This is a genomic window from Pseudomonas mucidolens, assembly GCF_900106045.1.
Taxonomy (GTDB): Bacteria; Pseudomonadota; Gammaproteobacteria; order Pseudomonadales; family Pseudomonadaceae; genus Aquipseudomonas; species Aquipseudomonas mucidolens.
This window is the reverse complement of the sequence record NZ_LT629802.1, coordinates 3,052,125-3,074,739: the sequence shown is the minus strand read 5'-3', so window position 1 is coordinate 3,074,739 and position 22,615 is coordinate 3,052,125. Positions and strand designations below refer to the sequence as shown.

Sequence of the window (22,615 nt, the reverse complement as noted above, 5' to 3'; positions counted from 1 at the left end):
ACCGGGGGCGAGGTTCGCTTAACGGATCTGCATTAGGCCTGAGGGCCTCTTTTTTTGTGCGCGGTTTACGGTTTTATATCTTGCCGAGCAACAACAGAATCAACAGCACAATCAAGATGGTACCGAGAATCCCCGATGGCCCATAACCCCAGTTGCGGGAATGCGGGAACACCGGCAAACCGCCGACCAACAGCAGGATCAAGACAATGATAAGAATGAGGGTCATGGTGTGTTTTCCTTATTCGTCTTCTAGAAAGACCGGATGGTTAAGTAGCAGGGCCGATAGTCAATAACGCCTGCCTTAAAAAATCCGACTGTTGTGCGACCTGAAAGATTCAGTGTTTTTTTAAAGCTTTTCGCTTACTCGCTTATTTCTTTTTTAATTTGCCCACGTTGTGTGCTTAGTTCGCAAATATTGAACTTCTTTGGCAACGCGCTATCCGACCCAGCCGTTGGTTTGCCTGGGGCATTCAGCAATCTGATGGTCCACCGAAGACTTAATAACCTTCGCTACACTGGCGCCTACTTCTTCCCTGAACCACAAGGCACTTCCTATGCAAAATCGCATGATGATCACTGGCGCCGGGTCCGGCCTGGGACGCGAAATCGCGCTGCGCTGGGCCCGCGAAGGTTGGCAGTTGGCCTTGTCGGATGTCAGCGAACCGGGACTGCAAGAAACCCTCAGGCGGGTGCGCGAAGCCGGTGGCGACGGGTTTATCCAGCGCTGCGATGTGCGCGACTACAGCCAGCTCACCGCGTTTGCCCAAGCCTGCGAAGTGAAGCTGGGCGGCATTGATGTGATCGTCAATAACGCCGGCGTGGCCTCGGGCGGCTTTTTCAGCGAATTGTCCCTTGAAGACTGGGACTGGCAGATCGCGATCAATCTGATGGGCGTGGTCAAAGGCTGCAAGGCTTTCCTGGGGCTGCTGGAAAAGAGCAAGGGGCGGATCATCAACATCGCCTCCATGGCTGCACTGATGCAAGGCCCGGCCATGAGCAACTACAACGTGGCGAAGGCCGGCGTGGTGGCTTTGTCGGAAAGCTTGCTGGTGGAACTCAAGCAGCAGGAAATCGGCGTGCATGTGGTCTGTCCCTCGTTCTTCCAGACCAATCTGCTGGACTCTTTCCGTGGCCCGACACCCGCGATGAAAACCCAGGTCGGCAAGCTGCTGGAAAGCTCACCGATCAGCGCCGCGGACATCGCCGATTACATTTATCAGCGGGTGGCCGAGGGTGAGTTCATGATTCTGCCCCACGAACAGGGCCGTATGGCCTGGGCATTGAAGCAGAAGAATCCGCAGTTGCTGTATGACGAGATGACCAGCATGTCGGACAAAATGCGCGCCAAGGCCCAATCAGGCAGATCTTGAACAACGTGTTTAAAAGCTTGGCGTTTTGCAGGGGAAATTGTTATTTGTCTGTCAGGAAAGTTAACCCTGAGCTGCAGGAATTATCTGTTTATCCGGCAGGGCATTGATGAGGTATAGGCAAGAAGGCATGGTCAACGTCCGTCAACTTTCAAAGGACAGACGCCATGCTGATATTAAGCCGCGCGGTAGGCGAATTCATTTCCATTGGTGAACACATCACGCTGCGCATCCTGGAGGTAAACGGCAGGCAAGTGAAACTCGGCGTGGAAGCGCCGAGTGGGGTCAAGGTGTATCGGGAGGAGGTCTATCAGAGGATTCTCGAGCGCCAGGGCCGGTACGCAGCGCCTGAGTCGGTACCCAACCCTTAGTCAAACAGGTGTTTGGGCACATCGTGCTTGAGCATCAGTTGACATTGCTCGCTATCGGGGTCGAAAACGATCAATGCCTGGCCTTTGGTCAGCGCCTGGCGCACGCGCAATACGCGGGTTTCCAAGGGCGTGTCATCGCCATTGTCGGTGCCGTCACGGGTCACGAAGTCTTCGATGAGGCGGGTCAGGGTGTCGACTTCAAGTGCGTCGTGGGGAATCAGCATACAAGCCTCATGGTAGTGATCCCGGCGATGCTACTGCGCCGGGATCATTGTTGCCAGCTTCAGTTTTTTTGACCCAACAGGCTATCCACGGACGGTACGCGTGTATCGCTTTCCATTTGCGTCTCATGTTCCAGTTGATGACTGAACCGGTCGAGGGAGCCTTGGGCCGGTTGCGCATCGCTGGCAAACACCGGCGGGCTGAGGATATAAGCCCCCAACAGGCGGCTCAGGGCAGCCAGGCTGTCGATGTGGGTACGTTCATAGCCATGGGTGGCATCGCAGCCAAACGCCAACAGCGCGGTGCGGATATCGTGCCCGGCGGTCACGGCAGAATGCGCGTCGCTGAAGTAATAGCGAAACAGATCGCGGCGTACCGGCAGTTCGTTGTCCGACGCCAGGCGTAGCAAGTGTCGGGACAAGTGATAGTCGTAAGGACCGCCGGAATCCTGCATGGCCACGCTCACCGCGTGTTCGCTGGAGTGTTGGCCGGGAGCGACCGGAGCGATGTCGATACCGACGAATTCACTGACATCCCAAGGTAACGCGGCTGCCGCGCCGCTGCCGGTTTCCTCGGTAATGGTGAACAGCGGATGACAGTCGATCAGCAACGGTTCGCCGCTGTCGACGATAGCCTTGAGTGCCGCCAGCAGTGCCGCGACGCCGGCTTTGTCATCCAGGTGACGCGCGCTGATATGACCGCTCTCGGTAAATTCCGGCAGCGGATCGAAGGCGACAAAGTCACCGACGCTGATCCCCAGGGAGTCGCAATCGGCGCGCGTGGTGCAATAGGCGTCCAGGCGCAGTTCGACGTGGTCCCAACTGATGGGCATTTCATCCACGGCGGTATTAAAGGCGTGCCCGGAGGCCATCAAAGGCAGCACGCTGCCACGAATCACACCGTTGTCGGTAAACAGGCTGACACGGCTGCCTTCGGCAAAACGGCTGGACCAGCAACCCACGGGCGCCAGCGTCAGGCGGCCGTTATCCTTGATTGCACGCACAGCGGCGCCAATGGTGTCCAGGTGCGCGGAGACTGCGCGGTCAGGACTGTTTTTTTGGCCCTTGAGGGTCGCGCGGATGGTGCCGCGCCGGGTCATTTCAAACGGAATGCCCAGTTCTTCAAGGCGCTCGGCGACATAGCGCACGATGGTGTCGGTAAAACCGGTGGGGCTGGGAATGGCGAGCATTTCCAGCAGTACTTTTTGCAGATAAGCGAGATCCGGTTCTGGAATGGTTCGGGTCATGGAAACTCCTGATGGGGTAAGGGCATCGATGGTTTCGATGAAGGGGGCTGAAAAGTCACAGGCCCGTCTGTGAGTCGGTGTTGCGTAGCAGTTGTCGAGCCCCGGCGAGGCTGCGTCAACGGTCTGTCTGATACGCCGCTGACACAGCCTCGCGCGGGCTCGACAGCTGCTACGTGCGTTTCATGTCGTGGGCTGGCTGTGCGGGAACAATAAATCGACGAATTTTTCCGCCGTCGGCTGTGGCTCATGGTTGGCCAACCCGGCCCGCTCATTGGCTTCGATAAACACGTATTCCGGTTGATCGGCGGTCGCGACCATCAGGTCCAGGCCGACCATGGGGATGTCCAGCGCCCGAGCAGCGCGCACGGCGGCGTCCACCAGCGTGGGATGAAGAATGTCGGTGACGTCTTCCAGACTACCGCCCGTGTGCAGGTTGGCAGTGCGCCGCACGGCCAGGTGTTCACCTTGGGGCAGGATACTGGTGTAGTCGTAGCCAGCGGCTTGCAACGTCCGTTCGGTCTCGTGATCCAGGGGAATTTTGCTTTCGCCGCTGGTGGCAGCCTGGCGCCGTCGGCTCTGGGCTTCGATCAGCGTGCCGATGGAGTGCTGGCCATCACCGATCACCTCGGCCGGCCGCCGAATGGCCGCCGCGACCACCTCGAAACCGATCACCACGATGCGCAGGTCCAGGCCCTCGTGGAAGCTTTCCAGCAGCACTCGAGTATCGAACTGGCGCGCCGCTTCGATGGCTTTCTGCACCTCTTCGATGCTCTGCAGGTCCACCGCCACACCCTGGCCTTGCTCGCCATCCAACGGCTTGACCACCACGCGCTGGTGTTCGTCGAGGAACTCCATGTTGTCGTCGACGCTGCTGGCCAGTTGCTGGGCCGGCAGATTGAGTCCGGCGGCCTTGAACACTTTGTGGGTCAGGCTCTTGTCCTGGCACAACGTCATGCTGATGGCGCTGGTCAGGTCGCTCAATGACTCGCGGCAGCGTACCCGACGCCCGCCATGGTTCAAGGTGAATAAGCCGGCATCGGCATCATCGACCTGCACATCGATCCCGCGCCGATGGGCTTCCTCGACAATGATCCGCGCATAGGGATTGAACTCGGCCTGTGGGCCGGGTCCGAGGAACAACGGTTGGTTGATGCCGTTCTTGCGCTTGATGGCGAAGGTGGTCAGCGGTCGAAAGTCGAGCTTGGCGTAGAGGTTCTTCGCCTGGCGGTTGTCGTGCAACACCGACAGATCCAGGTAGCTCAAGCCGCGGCTCATGAAGTGTTCGATCAGGTGACGCACCAGCACTTCACCCACGCCTGGCCGACTGCATTGCGGATCCACCGCCAGGCACCAGAGGCTGCAGCCGTTTTCCGGATCGTGGAATGCCTTCTGGTGATTTAGGCCCATCACGCTGCCGATCACCGCGCCGCTGTCTTCATCCTCGGCCAGCCAGTACACCGGGCCACCTTGATGGCGTGGTGTCAGCAGTGCCGGGGCCACGGGCAGCATGCCGCGTCCCTGGTAAAGATGATTGACCGCCTGCCAATCCGCTTCGCTCTGCACCCGGCGAATCCGAAAGCCGCGAAACACCCGGGTGGACGGGCGATAATCGCTGAACCACAGGCGCAAGGTGTCGGACGGGTCGAGGAACAGTTGTTGCGGATCGATCCCCAGAATCTGTTGCGGCGCAGCCACATACAGTGCGATATCACGTTCCCCGGGCTGCTCGTTGAGCAGCTCCCGGGCGAGGCTCGCCGGATCGCAAAAGGTGTGGCCGATCAATAACCGCCCCCAGCCACAATGCACGGCAATCGAGGCAGGGCTCAGCTCACTGCCGTCCTCGGCTAAACGGGCTTGCAAGCGTTCGTAGGACGGTGACTGGCCGCGCAGCAAGCGTTGGCTGTAAGCCGTGGCATGAGGTTTCATCAATCAGATTCCTTGTTCGCTGAGCCACAGGTTCAGCGCCGCCAGTTGCCACAGCTTGGAGCCGCGCAGCGGGGTCAATTGACCTTGCGGGTCAGTGAGCAGGCGATCGAGCATGGCCGGGTTGAACAGGCCACGGTCCTGGCTCGGGTCCAGCAGCAAGTCGCGCACCCAATTCAAGGTATTGCCCTGCAAGTGCTTGAGGCCTGGCACCGGAAAGTAACCTTTCTTGCGGTCGATGACTTCGCTTGGAATCACCAGGCGCGCGGCTTCTTTGAGCACCTGTTTGCCGCCGTCTGGCAGTTTGAACTTGGCCGGGACGCGGGCCGACAACTCCACCAGGCGATAATCGAGAAATGGCGTTCGTGCTTCCAGGCCCCAGGCCATGGTCATGTTGTCGACCCGCTTGACCGGGTCGTCGACCAGCATCACCGTGCTGTCCAGGCGCAGGGCTTTATCCACAGGCGCATCGGCACCCGGCTGGGCGAAATGTTCACGGACAAAGTCGCCGGCAGCGTCATTGGCAGTCAACCATTGCGGTGCGACCGTCGCGGCGTAATCGTCATAGCTGCGGTCAAAAAATGCATCGCGGTAGGCCGCGTATGGATCGCTGGCGCCGTCCACCTGCGGGTACCAGTGATAACCGGCGAATAACTCATCGGCGCCCTGGCCGCTCTGTACCACTTTGCAGTGCTTGGCCACTTCCCGAGACAGCAGGTAGAAGGCGATGCAGTCATGGCTGACCATCGGCTCGCTCATGGCGCGGAACGCCGCTGGCAGTTGTTCGATGATTTCGCTCTCGGCAATGCGCAATTGGTGATGCTGCGTGCCGTAGTGTTTGGCGATCAGATCGGAATACTGGAACTCGTCGCCACGTTCACCGCCGGCGTCTTCAAAACCGATGGAAAAGGTCGACAGGTCCTGTACACCGACTTCACGCAGCAGGCCCACCAGCATGCTGGAGTCAACGCCACCTGACAGCAGCACGCCGACATCCACCGCCGCCCGTTGGCGAATGGCCACGGCGTCGCGGGTACTGTCGAGCACACGGTCGCGCCAGTCTTCCAGGGTCAGGTTGGCTTCATCGGCATGCGGCCCGTAAGTCAAGGTCCACCAGGTTTTCTGCTCGGTCTTGCCATCGGCCTCGATGCGCATCCAGGTGGCGGGCGGCAGTTTTTCAATGCCCGCCAGCAGCGTGCGTGGCGCGGGTACCACGGCATGGAAATTCAGGTAGTGGTTGAGCGCGACCGGATCGAGGATCGGGTTGATGTCGCCGCCCTTGAGCAACGCCGGCAAGGCCGAGGCAAAGCGCAGGCGCTTGCCGGTGCGCGACAGGTATAAAGGCTTCACGCCAAGGCGGTCGCGGGCAATAAACAGACGTTGGGCATCACGCTCCCAGATGGCAAATGCAAACATCCCGTTGAGCTTGGGCAGCAGCGCCTCGCCCCACGCGTGATAGCCCTTGAGCAACACTTCGGTGTCGCCGCCGGAATAGAAGGCATAACCCAGAGCTTCAAGCTCTGCACGCAATTCGGGGAAATTGTAGATGGCGCCGTTGAAGGCCAGTGACAGGCCCAGTTGAGCGTCGACCATCGGCTGGGCGGAGCCGTCCGACAGGTCCATGATTTTCAGGCGACGATGGCCCAGAGCAATCGGTCCCTGTGCCTGGAAGCCCCACGCGTCAGGCCCGCGTGGGGCCAAGTGGTGGGTGATTCGTTCTACTGCTGCCAGGTCGGCAGGTTGATGATCAAAGCGTAACTCGCCAGCTAATCCACACATATTGCTAAAGGCCTTGTATTTGCAGGGCCTTCACGCATCTACCGTGATTCAAGTACCAATTTTGTACCGTTTTTCGGTAAATCCAGCTTATCAAGCTCTGCGAAATCACTCGGAGAACTGATCCACTTGGCATAGGTTGAAAGCAGAACTTGAACGCTGTGTCCAAGCTGCGCCGCGATGAACGCTGGATTCATTCCCGACATAAGGCACATCGTTGCATAGGTGTGCCTGGTGTCGTACATCCGGCGATATCGCATTCCACTCTTGCGCAATGCCGTCAACCAATAGCGCTTAGCCCCTGTTTCGGAACGGATGTATAGCTCTGATCTTTCACCCGAGCCTTCCGGCGCAAAAACGTAATCAGAGCGCGCCGCCGTAAGAAGTCTGGCTTTTTCGAGTGCCTGCAAAGCGCGATCGTTCAATAAAACTTCCCGCGACACCTTCGTTTTCGTCCTTTCCTTGATCTTTCCGTAAAGCCTGATACGGCACACCTTAGCACGACGAGAGCGTGTATCAACCTCGCTCCACCGCAGGGCCATCGCCTCGCCTGGACGCATTCCTGTATAGAAAGAGAACTCAAAAAAGCACGCGTAGATCGACTGCAAACCGCTTGTCACTTCGTACACCTTCCCAATCAATACATCCGCTTCCTCGCGACTGAACGGATCAATCTCGCGCTTCGTAACCCTCGTTGGCGGGATTGAATTGGAGGGATTCCTCAATATCAGTTCATCGTTTACGGCCTGGGTGAGAAGACTGGTCACGAGGCGGATGGCACCTTTGCTCCTAATCGGTGAAGTCCACGTAATACCGTTGACGATTTTTCGCATCAGCACAGGAGTGATCTTGTCGAGCGGGTATCGGATCCAATCGGCGGTGCGACACATTACTATGCGACCACCATGCCGAAGCCTTCGGCCTGGGCGGCGGAGGCTAAACAGACGCTGCGTCTGGGGCATCACATGTTTTTCAAGGATGTGCCGTGATGATGCCCGGGAAGATCCTAGCGGCAGTCATGCTGGCGATGGTGATCAGCGCCACTGGATCCTGGCAGGTGCAGGACTGGCACATGGGACAGAAGCTGGCCGACCTTAATCTCGCTCATCAGGCCGATGTGACCACCATCAGCAATGCAGCTAACGCACAGACCCGCAAGGTACTGGAAAAGCAGCGTGCCGCCGAGCAGGCGCGTGCCGAACTCGACGCCATAGCAACCAAGGAGAAAGCGAATGATCTCTTCGAAAATGAAAGGTTGCGCCGTGCTGCTGACGATTCTGATCGCCGGCTGCGCATCACAGGCAGTTGTCGTGCCAATAACCGCAACGTGTCAAGTTCCACCAGCATGGGCAACGCAAGAACCGTCGAACTCACTTCAATTGCTGAACGAACTGTTTTCGATATCCGAGCTGGAATCATTGCTGATCAGGCAGCGTTGAGGGCGCTACAGAATTATGTTCGAGAGTTTTGTCGGTAGAAGGGCGGGCTTAAAGATGTTCACTAGGAGCTGGAGTAAGCATAGGCGTTAAACTGTGAACAATACGTGAAAGGGGAGAACGAAAGCCTGCACAAATCGGGAGTTTATCCGATGAGGCGAGTCGCCTGCCGGGACATCACCATTTCTTCCAATATCTCCCGGGCGAGCTTGTTGATGCCGGTCTCGCCATGGTATTGGCGCCGATCTATGTTAACGATAGTGAATTGGTCTGAGTCTGGACCTGTCACATCGACGGTCAAGCTGCCATCGACGCTGACCGTGCAGGAGATTACGCAGTTCGGCAGGCGGCTGGCGAGCACCGCCTCGATCTCCTGTCTGTTTAACGTATCCATTACATTCTCGCCTGGTAAGCCGAATTATGGAGCATAGAAGCATTGTCGTTGATGTGAATAATGGCCTATTGCCCTTTGAATGTAATCCCTCGCGTAGTCAGGCGAATCGAGGATACCGATGATAGAAGCGGTCCAGTCGGGTCGGAGTGCTCGCTGTAATGATGGGACCCGGAAATTAGATTGAGTCGAATCATTTCTCGTAACCCAAACAGAATCTGCTCTTGATCACCGTCCAGCTCTGTCGAGCTGATTTCTCCCTCAGCAGGCAATTGGTCCAGAATTGTACGGATCAAGTGGATGTTTTCGGTGAGGTACATAGCGCCACCATATTTGTTGTGATAATCCGTTCGATTTTTTCGGCAGTTGAAAGTTCACACTCAGGTGAATTGGATATAAGCCGCGCAGCATTATAGTGTCCAAACAGGCCTTCTCTCACCAGTCGCCTCTCGCATGTTCGCTTCCAATCTGATTTTTGAGCTTGGTGATTGCTTCCTGCATTCTCAGTTAAGGAGGTGAAATAGTTATCACCGTAGAGCCGGAGAACTCGCCAGGTGCGACGGTCCCTGAGCTGCTAAGTGTTGACGTGATGTCCAATTTGGTGGTCAGACCATCTGATACCTTGACATTGATACCCGTCGTAGCGTCCTTGCCGTTGATCGTAACCCTCGAGTACAGGCTACCATCGCTTCTGAGTTGAACGCCTGAAGAGTTTGTTCTGGATGCCGATACGGTCACACTAGCCGGGCCTCGACACTGCAAATCGAGTTGTGTCGAAGCTTTCGCCCCATTTAATGCATTATCCGGTAGGTTTCTATGGTTGATAGTTGTATCGCCTTTGATCTCGCATTGCAGCGACGGCGGAACTACCTTGGTGCATGGGCCGAAAAGAGAGACACCTCCGCCAATGTTTGGCCCCGTTTGCGAAAAGCTAAAAGAGATGCACAGGCGGTTGTTAGCGGATGCGTGAGGAACTAGAGTCGAGCCGTAAAAAGGCACTCGAAAACCCACTCTCATGAGGTCCGATAGTAGCGTTCCCATCGTGGAGTTACCCCAGTGGGTAGGTACCTTCCACTCGTAGGGGCGCACTGCCCCGTGATTCGTGGCTAAATAAATGTTACAGTTCTTCATTCGACTGTCTTCCGTTGAGCAAGGACTACGACCGCCCGATGTCCAATCTTGAACAACGTAGAAGTAACGAACACCGCCCGGCTCATAACGACTTTCTGTTGTAATGATATTATAGGCTTGTGCTTGCTCCGCAGCACCGTATAACAATACCAGTACCACGATGCAGCGGAACGTTAGTGAGTAAAACTTTCTCATGATGGTTACTCGTAACTCAAAGCAAAGGTCAGGGATGCTTCAAAGTCGCCTAACCCTAGTGCGCGATTTGCCAGCACCTCGGGTTCCCCTTGAAGGTATGCATTGAAGCTGACTAGGTTGTTGCCACTAGAAAGCTCCCCCATACGGTGACTCTTGTTCAACGGCAAGGCCTCACCGCCCGTTGTCTCCAGCCCCACCAGCAGGCCTTGCACGCTGGCGCTTTGGAGCACCAGCAGTCCGGGAAGGGCGCTGCTTTCGTTACCATTGAAAGTGATGCTGACCATGCGTTTACCGACGTCCAAGTCGCAATTTTTAAGGTGCAGATCGATAAGGTTTCCTCGGGTTCTGCCGTTAAGGTATAGGTCTTTGTCGATTACGCTTTTAAAGTCTAGTTTGATCAACTCATCTCTCTCATCCAGCACGCATGGCTCATTCACCAGCGTTCCGGAGAAGTACAGGTTGTCTTCTGCTGCCTGTACCGCCGACAACCACAGGCTGGCGGTGACCCAGGCGCTCAGGGTAATGGCCCACTTGCCCATAGAGCCTCCTAGTAGAGTTCGGCCATCAGTAGCGCCGATGCGGTAAAGTCGGTGCTGGGCAACGCTGCGCCGGTAAGCTTCACCGGCACGGCCTCCAGCACTGGCGGAGTCGATGCGTTGACATCGATATCTCGGGGCTGATTGGGAATCAATGGGGTACCGGCGAGCAATACCTTGATTCCCAAGTCCTTCACCGAGGTTTTGAGCGCGGTGGGGTCGAAGTGAGCGTCGATACCTTTGAGGGTCAGGCGCATGTGCCAGGTGATACCGGCACCGGCTGCACCCGGGCATTCGATCTGGTAGGGAATCGCTTGGCGATAAAGCTCGCCATCGATACGGTTGACGGCGATGTTGTTCTTGAATCGCACGTCGATACGTCCATCTTTGTCGCTGACTTTGCAGACGGGCGGTGCCAGCAGGTTACCGGTGAACAGCAGGTTGTCTGCTACAACACAGGGAATGGATAGGAGCGCGATTGATAGTATTGCCATCACGCGATGCAGAGTGTTCATCGATAATCCACCACGAGGGTTGCACTGGCCTTGAAGACACCGGCCTTGATATCGCTGTTCTGGCGCTTGACAAGTACCGCTTGCAGTACTGGCTTTTTGTTGGTGTCGAAGTCTGACCAAGTATTTATGGCAAGCCTTGTTCCGTCTTTTTTTAGAGCAACACCGAGGTTGTCGTAGCCCGGTACTAGCAGCAGCGAGGTGTCGAAACCTGCATCGTTGCCGCGCACTTGCATTCGCAATTCATTGGTCGTAGAACGACTGCAATCGAGCGAATAATCAAGGGTGATGGTTTTGTAGTAACCATCGATACCCGCAGTCTGAACATCACCAAACGGTTGAGTAAAGGGCTTGTTGTTATTGATCACGCAAGGAATCGCGGCGTATACAACACCTTTGATCGTTACCACCTGCTGCTCGGCAGCGAAGGTAGAGGATGCACAAATAGCCAGTACTGCCAGCAGTGCAGCGCGTCCGACATTCATCACGAGAGCCTCAGTCATACGCCAAGTGCACATTTAGGCTGGCGCGGAAGGTGCCTGGGCGTAGCGGCGCTGCCGTACGCTCAGGGCGGATGTAGTAGGTCAACTGGTCATCGCCAGGTGAGATGAACCAAGCTGGCGCGGTTCGGCCCAGGCGTACGTCGTTGCCTTGAATATCGAGCAATCGCAGGCCGAAGCCCTCGGCACCAACTACCTTTATTAGCGCGGGTGTATCGGCGTCGGCTACGGCGTCGAAAGCGACAGCAGCCACAGGCTCGATCGCGCTCCAGACTAAAATACCTTGCTGATCATCACGGCGGCCGCCGTCACTGCGCACACAGCCTTGCAACTTGAGGTGCAGGGCGACAGGCGCTCCCTGATCCCCGACGTGCAGTAAGCGGGCGGTGCTCAGGTCGCCTAGCGCCAAGCTCTGATAGGCGGAACTTGGGTCTAAGTAACAGGCGCTTTCAAGCAAGGTTCCAGTCACTTGAAACTCAGCAGTCTGTGCAAGAATGTCAGCGGCGTCAGAGCAAGTCGAAACGCTGGCACTGCAAAGCAAGGCCGCTAGGCAGTTACGGGTTATAGGCATCATGATTTGCCCTCACTTGAACAGGTCATGGCTCGGTGTCAGTGTTTATCGGTGACGGGACTGGCGGTGCAGGTGCCTGCGGCACAGCTGAACTGCAATTGCGGGCGGCCCCCGTAGTCGTTGACGTAGGTTAGTACTGGCTTGTCGCCCAGTGCTTTGCTGCTCACGCCCAGATCGAGTTGGCCTTTGGGGCTGATCATCAAGGGTTTGAAGTCAGTTGAGCTGGTAGCCTTGAGGTCACGGGCGGCATCGATCACAGTGACGTAGTAGGGCGTAGGGTTGTTCACCAGGTAACGATCGTCCTGGCGGATCAGGGTCAGCTTTTCCTGCCAGGGGGCTTCATTGACACCGACTTTACGGGCGATCGATACAGGTCGATAAAACAGCTTTACCCGCGTTTGCAGAGCAATTTGCAAGGTGTTCGGCTTATCGCTGCGCGGCGGAATTTCCCGCAGGTTGAAGTAGAACAGTGATTCGCGGTCCTGGGGCAGTCGGCTTAGTTCAGGCAGACCCTGGATCTTCACTTGACTATTGGTACCAGCTTCTAAACGCTGGATCGGCGGTAGCACTACAAGGGGACTGGTTATCTTTTCCGCGTGCTCGTTTTCGATCCAGGCCTGTGCCAAGTAAGGCAGCTGGGTATTTTGGTTGCTGACGCTGAGACTGACCGACTTCTCGCTGCCGGTGAAAATTACCCGGGTGCGGTCCAGCGACACAGCGGCCAGGCTGGTTTGCGCCGCGCAGGCGCCGAACAGCGCGAGGAGGGTAAGGGTGTTGCGTTTGAAGCTGATATTCATATAAGTACCTGTTGCAAATAGATTAAGCGGCGGAGTCGTCTGCGTCGCTGACGGGCTGGCACAGCAGCTCTAGTTGTCGTTCAAGCGCTGCTACTTGGTTGGGCAGGGTGAAATGGCAGCGTGCGCTGCCATCCCAATGCAGCGACATGGTTTCGCCCGGCTTCATACCGCTCAGGTAAGTCGATCCTTCTTCGCCGACAATGCCCGTTTCTTGGCCACGGCTGTTCTGTGCGGTCGCGCCAAACGGCGGTGCATTGCGGTTAGCCATACGGATGATGACCATGGCCTTGTGCCCGGAAATCACATCGAAACGGCGGTAGCCAATCGCACCCTCGGTCAGAGTCGCCTGGGTGACTGACTGGGTGGCTTCCACCTCGTCAGACAGACTGTCCAGGACAATGTTGGCCTGGTTACGGTAGTAGCTGTTGACGTCGGTAATTACCGCTTTGCCGAATCGGTTGGTACGAGTTACCGCGCCGTTGCCGCGCACCGGTACATTCGCTACACCTTGGGTATCCACTAGTAGCCGGGTACCGCCCATGATGCTGCTGCGGTGCAGCGCCGCGCCTTGACCAGTCAATGTCGCACCGCCTTGGAGGGACAAGCCTGCTGAGGTGTACTCACCGGCCTGGTAACTGGCGCTAGCCACAACCTGGGCCTGATCACCATCATGGGAAAGGAAGCCGCTGGCAGTTGTGCCGTTTGGAGTTGAACCGGCGCTGAGCATGTAATTATTACGCTCATCGATACGGTCGTAATAGCTCATACTATGGCTGCTTTCACCGCGGTTGAACGATGAGCTGAAGCTGAATGAGCCGGTGCTGTCCCAGGGGATGCTAACCGACAGATAGGCACCGTCATCGGAGGTTCCGTTGGCCTTGTTCTGGTACGCAGTCAGCGATAGGCTGAGGTTTTTCAATCCTCCCACATCAAAGTAGCGAGATAACGAAAGGCTGTAGCGATCGCTCGCCTGGCTGCTCCAGTAGGTTTGGTGGTTGTAATTGAAGTACACGCTGAGCGCGGAATCGCGAAACTGCTTACTTAATGTCGCCGTGTACAGTTCCTTGCTTTGGTTTAGCGGCTGTCCCCCACGCCGGGCTTCGATGAATTCGTTCATGCTCATGTAGTTCTCCTCTGAGAACCGGTAACCGGCGAAGGTGACCTGACTGTCGTACTCATCGAAGCGTTTGGAATAACTGGCACGATAAGACTTACCGCTCAATGAGTCGTGTTCCGGTAGGGTCGCCCGCGACTGAGTGACATCGAAGGACAGCGCGCCGAACGCCATTAGGTCGCGTCCCACACCCACAGCCAAGGAACCGTAGTCCTTAGCACCGAGGCCGCCGCCATACAGCGACCAACCATTGCTCACCCCCCAGGAAAACTCGCCAGTGGCAAAAGCGGGCCCATCGACTTGATGTTCCCAATCGGAGGGTTTGCCGGCCGCAAGCTTGTAGCGCACCGTGCCCGGACGGGTCAGGTATGGAATGCTGGCGGTATCGATTTGAAACTCCTGAGTGCTGCCGTCCTGCTCTTCAACGCGCACATCGAGTTGACCGGAGACAGCGTCGTTAAGATCTTGAATACGAAACGCGCCAGGCGGCACCTGGGTGTCATAGAGCACACGGCCTTGTTGGCGAATCACCACATGGGCGTTGGTGCGAGCCACTCCACTGACTTCAGGGGCATACCCCCTGAGGTTGGGTGGCAGCATGTTGTCGTTACTGCTCAGGTTGCCTCCGGTGTAGCGGAAACTACCGAACAGGTTTGAGTCTAGGTAGTCCTCACCGATGATGAGGCTAGAGCGCAGCGCCGGTATGGCACGCAACGCATAAAAACGGCTCCACGCAAATTGCTGTAGCGACGGTTGGTCAGCACTGCGTTGCATTTGAGTCTGCCAGTCGCCGCGCAAGCGCCAAGCGCCTAGGTTGACACCGGCGGTACCATTCCCACTGAGCTGGTCACTGCGCCCTTTACCGTGGTTGCGCTCGGTGGTCTGGGCGTTGATGTTGTAGTCGAAAAGTATGCCGCCAATGCCATTGTCCCAGCGCGAAGGCGGATCCCAGTTGGCTGCGGTGTACTCCAACTGGTCCTGGGGGATGCTCAGATATAGCCCAGCTGTGCCCAAGTTGCCACGTGCCTGCATACCAGGAACGCTGTCGAGGTTCAGGCAGGCGCCGTCGTGCCACCATTTCAAAGTTCTGAGGACGTTTTCTTTCAGGCCCAGTTCATCGACAATTGCCGGTGAAAGACAGGCAACACTGCTTTTTGGGTCGCCCTCGGCCAGAAAATAGTCGACTGGGAACTCGGTCAATGTATCGCTGTTCACGTGAACCATTAGAGTGTATTGGCCGGGCATGATGAAGTTGGCCGAGGCAAACACCCCCAGATCAAGATTCTCGCGATCCTTGAGGTCCAATACATCGGTGTTGAATTGGAATTCTTCGGCAGCACTTACACACGAGGCGAAAAAACACAGCGTCATGGTAGCCAATACCTTACGGTGATCCACGTGAATAAGTCCTTGTGTAACACTGCACAATCAGTGTCTGCAGTTCAGAAGTGTTGAATATTCAGCTTGATTGTGGCGTGATAATCGCCCGCTTTAAGCACATGACCGCTACCGACGAGGGTCAGGTAGTAATTAAGAATTAATATGTCGGCAGATTGCATGCTGTGGTCAAGTAACATGCCTGGGGAGATTAACTTCCCGTGTTCGTCTTTTATCTGTAAGGCAATGCCTTGAGCAGTCCCCTGAGTACCAAAGTGTTTGCCGTCAGTTTCACCTTCAAATGATAGCTTGAAAAGTTGTGGCGGCAGTGGACTTCTAAGTGCATGATAAGTTGTACAATCACTGACATAAATGTTGATGGGTTGTTGCGAGGTACTATCGCCGCTGACTAACCCGCTTAATACTGTGGGTTTAAAGGAAATTGTTTGACTTTCATTGCCCACGCGAATGGTGCAGGCGCTATCGACAATGCTTCCGGCTAGTTGAACGCGCCCCTTGAGTGCACCGCCAGACACTGCCTCAGTGGCACGAGCGGGCTCGCCAACCATGAACAGCGTCAGCGGTATCAGCGAAAGTGCGATTGAGCGAATCATGTAAATCTCCGCAAGCTTCCCCGCAGTACGCAGCCATTGCACACTGCGGGGCGCCTCAGTGACGAATGACGTTACTGATAAGCGAGGGTGAAGTTAGCGAAGGTCTCAAAGTCACCCGGTACGATCTCGGCCGCTGCCCCTTCGGCTCCGGCTTTGTCGCCCTGCAGGTAAGCATTGAACTGCAGGTAGGTGTTTCCATCGGATAACGTCTGCGCAGGCGAAGCACTGCCGAGCTTGATCAGGGCGCCGGTGTGGTCGGCAATGGCTAGGCTGGCACCTTGGGCAGTACCTTTAAGCGCCAGTAGGTCAGGGTTGGACGCAGGCGAGCCAGTGAAGGTTGCAGTTGCAGCTTTCAGAGCGCCCAGCTCACAGCCGCGCAACTCGATCTTGAAGGTGGTCGGGTTGGATTTGCCGCCGTTTTTCAGGGCGACGTTGGCGATTTGGTCCATGTCGACTGTTTGGTACTGAGACTCTTGAGCAATGGAGCAAGGCGCGTCAATAATCGCGCCTTTAAAGGTAATAACACCGTGACCCTGGTCTTCAGCAAAACTGACAGCAGAAGTCGCTGCCAGAGTAATTGCCATGACTGCACCAGCCAACGAACTAACTTTCATTTGATACTCCTAGATTGATATTGAGGTCCGTGAAGGGGCTCAATGGAACACTCTTCTCGCTCTGATACCTGTGTACCGTTGAGCTGGAGTAAGTCTAGGTGTAGAAAGGGAAGAAGTGAGTAGGACGTTGCCGATGCCGGCCTGGGAAATTTCCTACGAGCTATTTAATTGCCAGTCAGCGCATTGCGTTTGGCGAACTCGGCTAAATCAACCAACGACGTGGCCCCCAGCTTTTGTAGTAGGCGAGTTTTGTAGGTGCTCACGGTTTTATTACTGAGAAAGAGCATGTCACCAATCTGTTTGTTGGAGTAACCTTGGGCCAGATATTGCAGCACTGTTACTTCGCGGTCAGTTAGTGATCGAATTTGCTCCAGCTCTGATATTGTTTCCGAAGGGTTGACACTGTCAAACGTCAGCGAGGGAAAGAATGTATAGCCGGTATCCACCGCTTTAATCGCGGTAATCAGGCTGCCTAAGTCTTCTTCTTTATTAACGAAACCACGAGCACCTAACTGGATACAGCGTCGGCACACCGAGTCAGCAGGTTGCGAAGTCAGAATGAGTATTTCACTACGCACATTCAGTGCTTTGATTCGGGAAATAACGGTATACCCATCCAGCTTGGGGATACCAATATCGAGGATGACCACTTGCGGGGTAAGTTCGCGCACTAGCTGAACCGCATCGATTCCATTGTCCGCCTCACCTACCACGCGCATGCCGTGCTTTTCCAGCAGGACTCGGACGGCAAGTCGAATGACCGGATGATCGTCAACTATCAGAACGCTATGCATAGTGGGAATTTACCTTGAAAACACGCTTGTTATGGAACGGTACAGCTTGGCTAGCAGAAGGTTAACACTATTGGCCGTGTAGGACAGCGCTGTACTTGTTGTTACTTGGCTTTCGGAAATTTCCTAGGATGCAGAGGAAATCTCCCATGGATGTGTCGGAAATACGACTTGTACACTGTATCCCCTTCAATTGCGTGCGTGTAGACCTGCGATGCAAGACTTGACTGTTCTGGTGCTGGAGGATGAACCTTTCCAGCGCCTTGTCACCGTGACCGCGCTCGAAAAAGTATTGCCGGGACCCATCCTGCAAGCGGCGGATGGCCATGAGGCGGTAGCTGTGCTGTCTGACTGCGACGCTGTGGACATTGTCCTCTGTGATCTGAAAATGGCCGGTATGGATGGCCTGGCGTTTCTTCGTCATGCCAGTAGCAGCGGTAAAATCGGGGCGGTGGTGTTATGCAGCGAACTGGACCCGGTTCTGCGTCAGGCCACGGTCGCAATGATTCACTGCCTGGGTCTGACCTTTTTGGGCGACCTAGGCAAGCCGTTTAAACTGGAGGGGTTCAGCCAGATGGTCAAACTGTACCGGGAACACTGCAGCGCAGCTCCTAGGCAGTTGTCGTCCGCAGAGCTACCCACCTTGAGCGACGTGCAGGAGGGCCTCGATAAGGGTGAGTTCGAGGCCTATTACCAACCCAAGGTTACCATGAAGGGGCAGTTGCTGGTCGGCGCAGAAGTGCTGGCGCGCTGGACCCATCCCCAATGGGGGGTGCTGGCGCCTATGCATTTTTTACCCGTGATGGAAAAGCACAACCTGATTAATCGATTGTTCTGGCAGATGTTCGAGCAGGGCCTGGCACTGCAGCAAAGGCTGGCGGCACAGGGGCGTATAATCAACCTGGCGTTCAACCTGCATCCTGCACAGTTGGCCTGCTCGGCGCTGCCCGAGCGCATCAGTATGCTGATCAAACGCTCGCAGGTGCCCGCGGCCAGCGTGATGTTCGAAATCACCGAGTCTGGCCTTATCAGTGCACCGGCCAGAAGCCTGGAGAACTTGGTGCGCCTGCGTATGCTCGGCTGTGGCTTGGCGATGGATGATTTTGGCGCCGGCTATTCTTCGCTGGATCGACTAAGCGAGCTGCCATTCAGCCAGATCAAGCTTGATCGCGCGTTCGTTCGCAAGATGCAAAACCAGCCCAAAAGCGCCGCGATCATCAGCTGTTCGGTGGCTCTGGCCCAAGCATTGGGCATCTCGCTGGTTATCGAAGGTGTAGAAACGGTCGAGCAGCAGGCTCGCCTGATTGAGTTGGGCGGTACGCTTGCCCAGGGTTTTCTGTTTGCTCGGCCCATGCCGGAAAGCCACTTCATCAACTTCTGCACGCACCGGACATCACCAGGCAAGTCCTGATGAACGAGCGGCGACAACGGTCTTGAACTATCATTGCGCCGACTATAGTGGCGACCCTCAGGCTCTTTCGGTTTTTATTTCGCATGTATCTACGTTCTTTCTGCCTGTCCATCGGTCTACTGTTGAGTAGCGTGCAGCTGTTGGCGGCAACCTTGCCTGTGCTGTCCAGCCAGCTGCGTATTGATCGTCATGATATCGAGATTTCCACCGAAGACTGGCATTGGCTGCGGCGCAAGGCCGCGCTCAGGGTCGGAGTGTCGGAAACCGAGTCCGCGCCGTTTTCGGTCAATGCCCAAGGCAATCTGTACGAGGGCATCAGCGCTGATGCAACTGCACTGGTCGCGCAGCTATTGGGCTTGCAGGTGAAGATCGTGGCCTTTGCCAATGAGCAGGAGGCACGCAAGGCATTGCAGGCCGGGAGCGTCGATGTGATTAGTGTTCACGGCAGCACTGAACTACGTTCGGATTTGCTGTTAAGCATCCCCTACGCCCGGAACCGGCTGGCGGTGTTCAAGCGCAGTGCCGAACCCCGGCATTCCCCCGTCGATCTTGCCGGCTTACGCGTAGCGATCACCAACGAACGCGGCGCCGAGCTCAAGCAGCGCTACCCTCGGGCTGATTTTCGAGTGTATGCCGATCACGAAAAGGCGATTGCCGCTGCCGCCTTTGGCCAGGCGGATGTTTACCTAGATGACTTGTACAGCGCCTATTACCTGATCAATCGCGCGTTTTACAACGTTGTCAGTTTTGAGCGTTTCTCCGACGTGCACGGAGGCGACTACAGTTATGCTCTGCAAGTCGACAATACGCGTTTGCAGCGGCTACTCAACGTCGCCATTGGGGCCATCGGTGAAGATCAGTTGCACAACTTGGCCAAGCGCTGGGTGGGCAACAGCTTCATCCCCAGCGAAGAGCCCATCAATCTCACTTTAGAGCAGACTCGGTGGATCCAGCGGCATCCGGTGGTACGGCTGGTGATCAATGATGACCTGGCGCCGGGCGCATATTTCGACTCCAGCGGAGCGTTCTCCGGCGGGATCGCCGATATCCTCGAAGTGATAACCCTCAGTACCGGCCTGCATTTCGAAGTGGTTTCGCGAAGAGGTGGCTTTCCGCAGATCATCGAAGAGGTGCAGAAGGGTAAAGCCGATCTGGCTCTAATGACTGCAAGCCCTGAACGGGAGGAGAACTTGCGCTTCTCCATGCCGCTGCTCACCAGTCCATTCGTGTTGCTTAGTAGCATTGACAATCAAGGCAAATTGGAAAGTCTTATCGACAAGCGTGTGGCGGTTCCTACCGGGCACGTGGCCATCCAACGATTGCGCAAGCGATATCCCGAAGCCGTCGTAGTAGAAGCAGGCGGCTCGCTCGACTCGATGAATTTGCTCTATCAACGAAAAGCCGATGCTGCCATGGTGTCAATGCCCACAGCGCGGTACTACATTGAGCGCCTATTCCGCAATAAGCTGGCTATCAATCAAGTTCTCGATGTTGGGCCCGCGACGGTCAATTTTGCGATGCGCCGCAGCGATGTTGAGCTGCAATCGATTATCGACAAGGTCTTGCATAGCGTTGCTCCTGATGAGCTCAATGCAATTTCTAATCGCTGGCGCTCGCCTCCAGGTATGAGTGGTCAGACCTGGGTCGATTATGAGTCGGTGATTAGCGAAATCATCGCCGGTGCCTCGCTGCTTTTGTTGCTTTCGCTTGCCTGGGTGGTTTATTTGCGGCGGCAAATCAAGGCCCGACTCAAGGCCGAACGCCTGCTCAATGATCAACTTCAGTTTGTCGAGACGCTGACTGACTGTATGCCGCCGCCGTTGTATGTACGTGACATTAAGGGTCGCATGTTGTCGTGCAACCGCAGCTACCTTAAAAGCGTCGGCCTGAATTCCGAACAGGTGCTGAACAAAACAGTAGGCCAGTTACCCAAGGACAGTTTTGAAGGCCTTCCAGACTTTCATAGCATCTACCTGCAGGCGATTAGAGACGACCAGACCATAGAATCGGTACACGCTGTTGTCTTGCAAGGTAAGGAGGTGTGGATTAATCACTGGGTGCAACCGTTTCAGGATTCGCAAGGCGTCACCAAAGGGGTTATTTGCGGCTGGCTTGATATTACCGAGCACCGGCTACTGGTAGAGCAGTTACAGGAAGCGAAGAATCAGGCCGATGAGGCCAGCCGTGCCAAGACCAGTTTTTTGGCCACCATGAGTCATGAAATCCGTACCCCTATGAATGCCGTGATCGGGGTTCTTGAACTGGCGCTCAAGCGCGCCGATAGTCAACCGATTGACCGAGCCAGCATCGAAATTGCTTATACCTCGGCAAAAAGCTTGCTAGAGCTGATCGGCGACATTCTCGATATTGCACGAATTGAGTCGGGGCGTCTCAGTCTGTCGCCCAAGCGAGCAAACCTACGCGAATTAGTCGAATCAGTGGCCAGGGTGTTCGAGGGGCTAGCCCGGCAGAAGCGCCTGAACCTGATTCTTGATATCGATTCGAGCATCAACTGTGATGTGTTGGTCGATGCCCTGCGGCTCAAGCAGGTCTTGTCCAACCTGGTCAGCAATGCCATCAAGTTCACTGAAGAGGGGTCGATCAAAATCAGCATTTCTGGGCTACTCGCCAGTGCGAGTCTCCTTAAAGTCAGCCTCAGTGTCGAAGATACGGGCGTTGGCATCTGCCCTGCCGACCAGCAGCGCTTGTTCAGGCCTTTCGTCCAGGCGCAGCGCAATGTCCAGCAGACTGAAGGAACGGGCCTTGGCCTGGTAATCTGTCGCTCGCTGTGCGAGATGATGGGGGGGCGCGTAACCATGAGTAGTGCTTTAGGTCGCGGAACGCGGGTCGACGTAGAGCTGCACTTACAGGTATTAGAGAGCATCAGCATCACGCATTTGCCTGTCCTACCCTTGGTTCATCAACGTTACTGTTTACAGGTTCTTGTGGTGGATGATCACCAAGTCAACCGCCAAGTCTTACACCAACAGCTGAAATTTTTAGGTCACGATGTCTATGAGGCAGAAGATGGGCAGGGTGCGTTCGACTGCTGGAGAGAGCAGTCCTTCGATGTTGTCATCACCGATTGTCACATGCCGGTTATGAATGGTTCTGACCTCACACGAGCAATTCGTAGAGTCGAACAAGAGCAAGGTCTTGGGCCCACGGTAATTATTGGCCTCACTGCCGATGCACAGCCGGAAGAAATAGAACAGTGTATAAAAGCAGGCATGAATGATTGCCTGATCAAACCAATTGGTCTTGACGAACTGGACGCGAGGTTGCTGGCGCTACACCAGGATCGGGAAATAGAGAGCGAGTATCCCGAGACCTCATTGCCTCCAATGTCCCCAGATTCATTGCGACTGGTTGATCTGGGCTCCCTGGAGTTGCTCATCAATAGTGATCCGGTAAAGTTTCGCGAGATACTTGACGAGTTAATAAATAATAATCGTAAAGATTGTCAGTCACTGAAAGTTTTACTTCATAATGGTGAGACGGATAAATTAGGTGAGTTGGCTCACAGAATTAAAGGCGCTGCTCGTGTTGTGAAGGGAGAGATATTGGTCGAATCTTGCCGACGCATGGAAGCTATATGTGCGGACCCGCAATCTTCGTTTGAGGAGGTTTGTAAGGCGGTGGAGGAGGTGGAGATCGCCATAATCACAATGGAGCGTGCCCTTGGATCACACTGAGCCGGGCAATTTCTCTGGTGAGCTC

At 55.7% G+C, this 22,615-nt stretch carries 22 protein-coding genes and 1 pseudogene; 6 read left to right on the top strand and 17 right to left on the bottom strand.

Annotated features, from left to right (window positions below):
* Positions 1 to 73: 73 nt before the first annotated feature.
* The gene (locus tag BLU75_RS14145) at positions 74 to 226 is read right to left on the bottom strand and encodes a DUF3309 family protein (protein WP_084378090.1); all 153 of its coding nucleotides are present in this window, start codon (positions 224 to 226) and stop codon (positions 74 to 76) included.
* A 328-nt stretch (positions 227 to 554) separates the two neighbouring features.
* Here BLU75_RS14145 and BLU75_RS14140 point away from each other — a divergent pair, with 328 nt between their 5' ends.
* Together BLU75_RS14140 and csrA are read left to right on the top strand one after the other, a co-directional pair.
* Positions 555 to 1,370, top strand: a complete 816-nt coding sequence (locus tag BLU75_RS14140; RefSeq protein ID WP_084378091.1) for an SDR family oxidoreductase — start codon at positions 555 to 557, stop codon at positions 1,368 to 1,370.
* A 164-nt stretch (positions 1,371 to 1,534) separates the two neighbouring features.
* Complete coding sequence (gene csrA, locus BLU75_RS14135) at positions 1,535 to 1,738, top strand: carbon storage regulator CsrA (protein ID WP_084378092.1); 204 nt, start codon at positions 1,535 to 1,537, stop codon at positions 1,736 to 1,738.
* Here the strand turns inward: csrA and BLU75_RS14130 are convergent.
* From BLU75_RS14130 to BLU75_RS28145, 5 genes are all read right to left on the bottom strand, one after another.
* Positions 1,735 to 1,962 (bottom strand): YheU family protein, encoded by a 228-nt coding sequence (locus BLU75_RS14130; protein WP_046071876.1) that lies wholly within the window; start codon positions 1,960 to 1,962, stop codon positions 1,735 to 1,737. The two genes, csrA and BLU75_RS14130, sit on opposite strands and share 4 nt — an antisense overlap.
* A 59-nt stretch (positions 1,963 to 2,021) precedes the next feature.
* Complete coding sequence (locus BLU75_RS14125) at positions 2,022 to 3,206, bottom strand: osmoprotectant NAGGN system M42 family peptidase (protein WP_084378093.1); 1,185 nt, start codon at positions 3,204 to 3,206, stop codon at positions 2,022 to 2,024.
* A gap of 180 nt (positions 3,207 to 3,386) precedes the next feature.
* Entirely contained in the window at positions 3,387 to 5,132 is a 1,746-nt protein-coding gene (gene ngg, locus BLU75_RS14120; protein ID WP_084378094.1) for an N-acetylglutaminylglutamine synthetase, read from the bottom strand.
* 3 nt (positions 5,133 to 5,135) lie between these two features.
* Positions 5,136 to 6,908 carry an N-acetylglutaminylglutamine amidotransferase gene (locus BLU75_RS14115; RefSeq protein WP_084378095.1) on the bottom strand — a complete coding sequence of 591 codons (1,773 nt, stop codon included), beginning with the start codon at positions 6,906 to 6,908 and terminating at the stop codon, positions 5,136 to 5,138.
* 38 nt (positions 6,909 to 6,946) lie between these two features.
* Positions 6,947 to 7,447 carry a tyrosine-type recombinase/integrase gene (locus BLU75_RS28145; RefSeq protein WP_331717141.1) on the bottom strand — a complete coding sequence of 167 codons (501 nt, stop codon included), beginning with the start codon at positions 7,445 to 7,447 and terminating at the stop codon, positions 6,947 to 6,949.
* A gap of 318 nt (positions 7,448 to 7,765) precedes the next feature.
* Between BLU75_RS28145 and BLU75_RS27485 the strand changes: the two are divergent.
* Positions 7,766 to 7,894 (top strand): annotated as a pseudogene (locus BLU75_RS27485) (cell wall hydrolase); the annotation flags it as partial.
* A 29-nt stretch (positions 7,895 to 7,923) separates the two neighbouring features.
* Positions 7,924 to 8,382, top strand: a complete 459-nt coding sequence (locus tag BLU75_RS14105; protein WP_172832075.1) for a lysis system i-spanin subunit Rz — start codon at positions 7,924 to 7,926, stop codon at positions 8,380 to 8,382.
* Between the two features lie 104 nt (positions 8,383 to 8,486).
* Here the strand turns inward: BLU75_RS14105 and BLU75_RS14100 are convergent, their stop codons facing one another.
* The 11 genes from BLU75_RS14100 to BLU75_RS14050 all read right to left on the bottom strand — a co-directional run bounded on the left by BLU75_RS14100 (position 8,487) and on the right by BLU75_RS14050 (position 17,487).
* Positions 8,487 to 8,735, bottom strand: coding sequence for a hypothetical protein (locus tag BLU75_RS14100; RefSeq protein WP_090221485.1), 249 nt, complete (start codon positions 8,733 to 8,735; stop codon positions 8,487 to 8,489).
* Positions 8,736 to 9,239: 504 nt separating this feature from the next.
* On the bottom strand, positions 9,240 to 9,749 hold the full coding sequence (locus BLU75_RS28450; RefSeq protein ID WP_462687346.1) for an MrpH family fimbial adhesin: 510 nt from the start codon (positions 9,747 to 9,749) through the stop codon (positions 9,240 to 9,242).
* 314 nt (positions 9,750 to 10,063) lie between these two features.
* Positions 10,064 to 10,597, bottom strand: a complete 534-nt coding sequence (locus BLU75_RS14090; protein WP_084378100.1) for a fimbrial protein — start codon at positions 10,595 to 10,597, stop codon at positions 10,064 to 10,066.
* 8 nt (positions 10,598 to 10,605) lie between these two features.
* Entirely contained in the window at positions 10,606 to 11,109 is a 504-nt protein-coding gene (locus BLU75_RS14085; protein WP_084378101.1) for a fimbrial protein, read from the bottom strand.
* Entirely contained in the window at positions 11,106 to 11,609 is a 504-nt protein-coding gene (locus tag BLU75_RS14080; RefSeq protein ID WP_157720770.1) for a fimbrial protein, read from the bottom strand. The genes BLU75_RS14085 and BLU75_RS14080 overlap by 4 nt, the downstream gene beginning before the upstream one ends.
* Positions 11,602 to 12,180: a fimbrial protein gene (locus tag BLU75_RS14075; RefSeq protein WP_084378103.1), complete on the bottom strand. Its 579-nt coding sequence runs from the start codon at positions 12,178 to 12,180 to the stop codon at positions 11,602 to 11,604. Before BLU75_RS14075 ends, BLU75_RS14080 begins: the two co-directional genes overlap by 8 nt.
* Positions 12,181 to 12,215: 35 nt before the next feature.
* Complete coding sequence (locus BLU75_RS14070) at positions 12,216 to 12,974, bottom strand: fimbria/pilus periplasmic chaperone (RefSeq protein WP_084378104.1); 759 nt, start codon at positions 12,972 to 12,974, stop codon at positions 12,216 to 12,218.
* A gap of 22 nt (positions 12,975 to 12,996) precedes the next feature.
* Complete coding sequence (locus tag BLU75_RS14065; protein ID WP_197676941.1) at positions 12,997 to 15,486, bottom strand: outer membrane usher protein; 2,490 nt, start codon at positions 15,484 to 15,486, stop codon at positions 12,997 to 12,999.
* A gap of 44 nt (positions 15,487 to 15,530) precedes the next feature.
* Positions 15,531 to 16,079, bottom strand: coding sequence for a fimbrial protein (locus BLU75_RS14060; RefSeq protein WP_090221484.1), 549 nt, complete (start codon positions 16,077 to 16,079; stop codon positions 15,531 to 15,533).
* A 71-nt stretch (positions 16,080 to 16,150) separates the two neighbouring features.
* The gene (locus BLU75_RS14055; protein WP_084378107.1) at positions 16,151 to 16,693 is read right to left on the bottom strand and encodes a fimbrial protein; all 543 of its coding nucleotides are present in this window, start codon (positions 16,691 to 16,693) and stop codon (positions 16,151 to 16,153) included.
* A gap of 164 nt (positions 16,694 to 16,857) precedes the next feature.
* Positions 16,858 to 17,487, bottom strand: a complete 630-nt coding sequence (locus BLU75_RS14050; protein ID WP_084378108.1) for a response regulator transcription factor — start codon at positions 17,485 to 17,487, stop codon at positions 16,858 to 16,860.
* A gap of 211 nt (positions 17,488 to 17,698) precedes the next feature.
* Between BLU75_RS14050 and BLU75_RS14045 the strand changes: the two genes are divergently transcribed.
* The gene (locus tag BLU75_RS14045) at positions 17,699 to 18,895 is read left to right on the top strand and encodes an EAL domain-containing response regulator (RefSeq protein ID WP_084378109.1); all 1,197 of its coding nucleotides are present in this window, start codon (positions 17,699 to 17,701) and stop codon (positions 18,893 to 18,895) included.
* 83 nt (positions 18,896 to 18,978) lie between these two features.
* On the top strand, positions 18,979 to 22,590 hold the full coding sequence (locus tag BLU75_RS14040; RefSeq protein WP_084378267.1) for a transporter substrate-binding domain-containing protein: 3,612 nt from the start codon (positions 18,979 to 18,981) through the stop codon (positions 22,588 to 22,590).
* Positions 22,591 to 22,615: the final 25 nt, after the last annotated feature.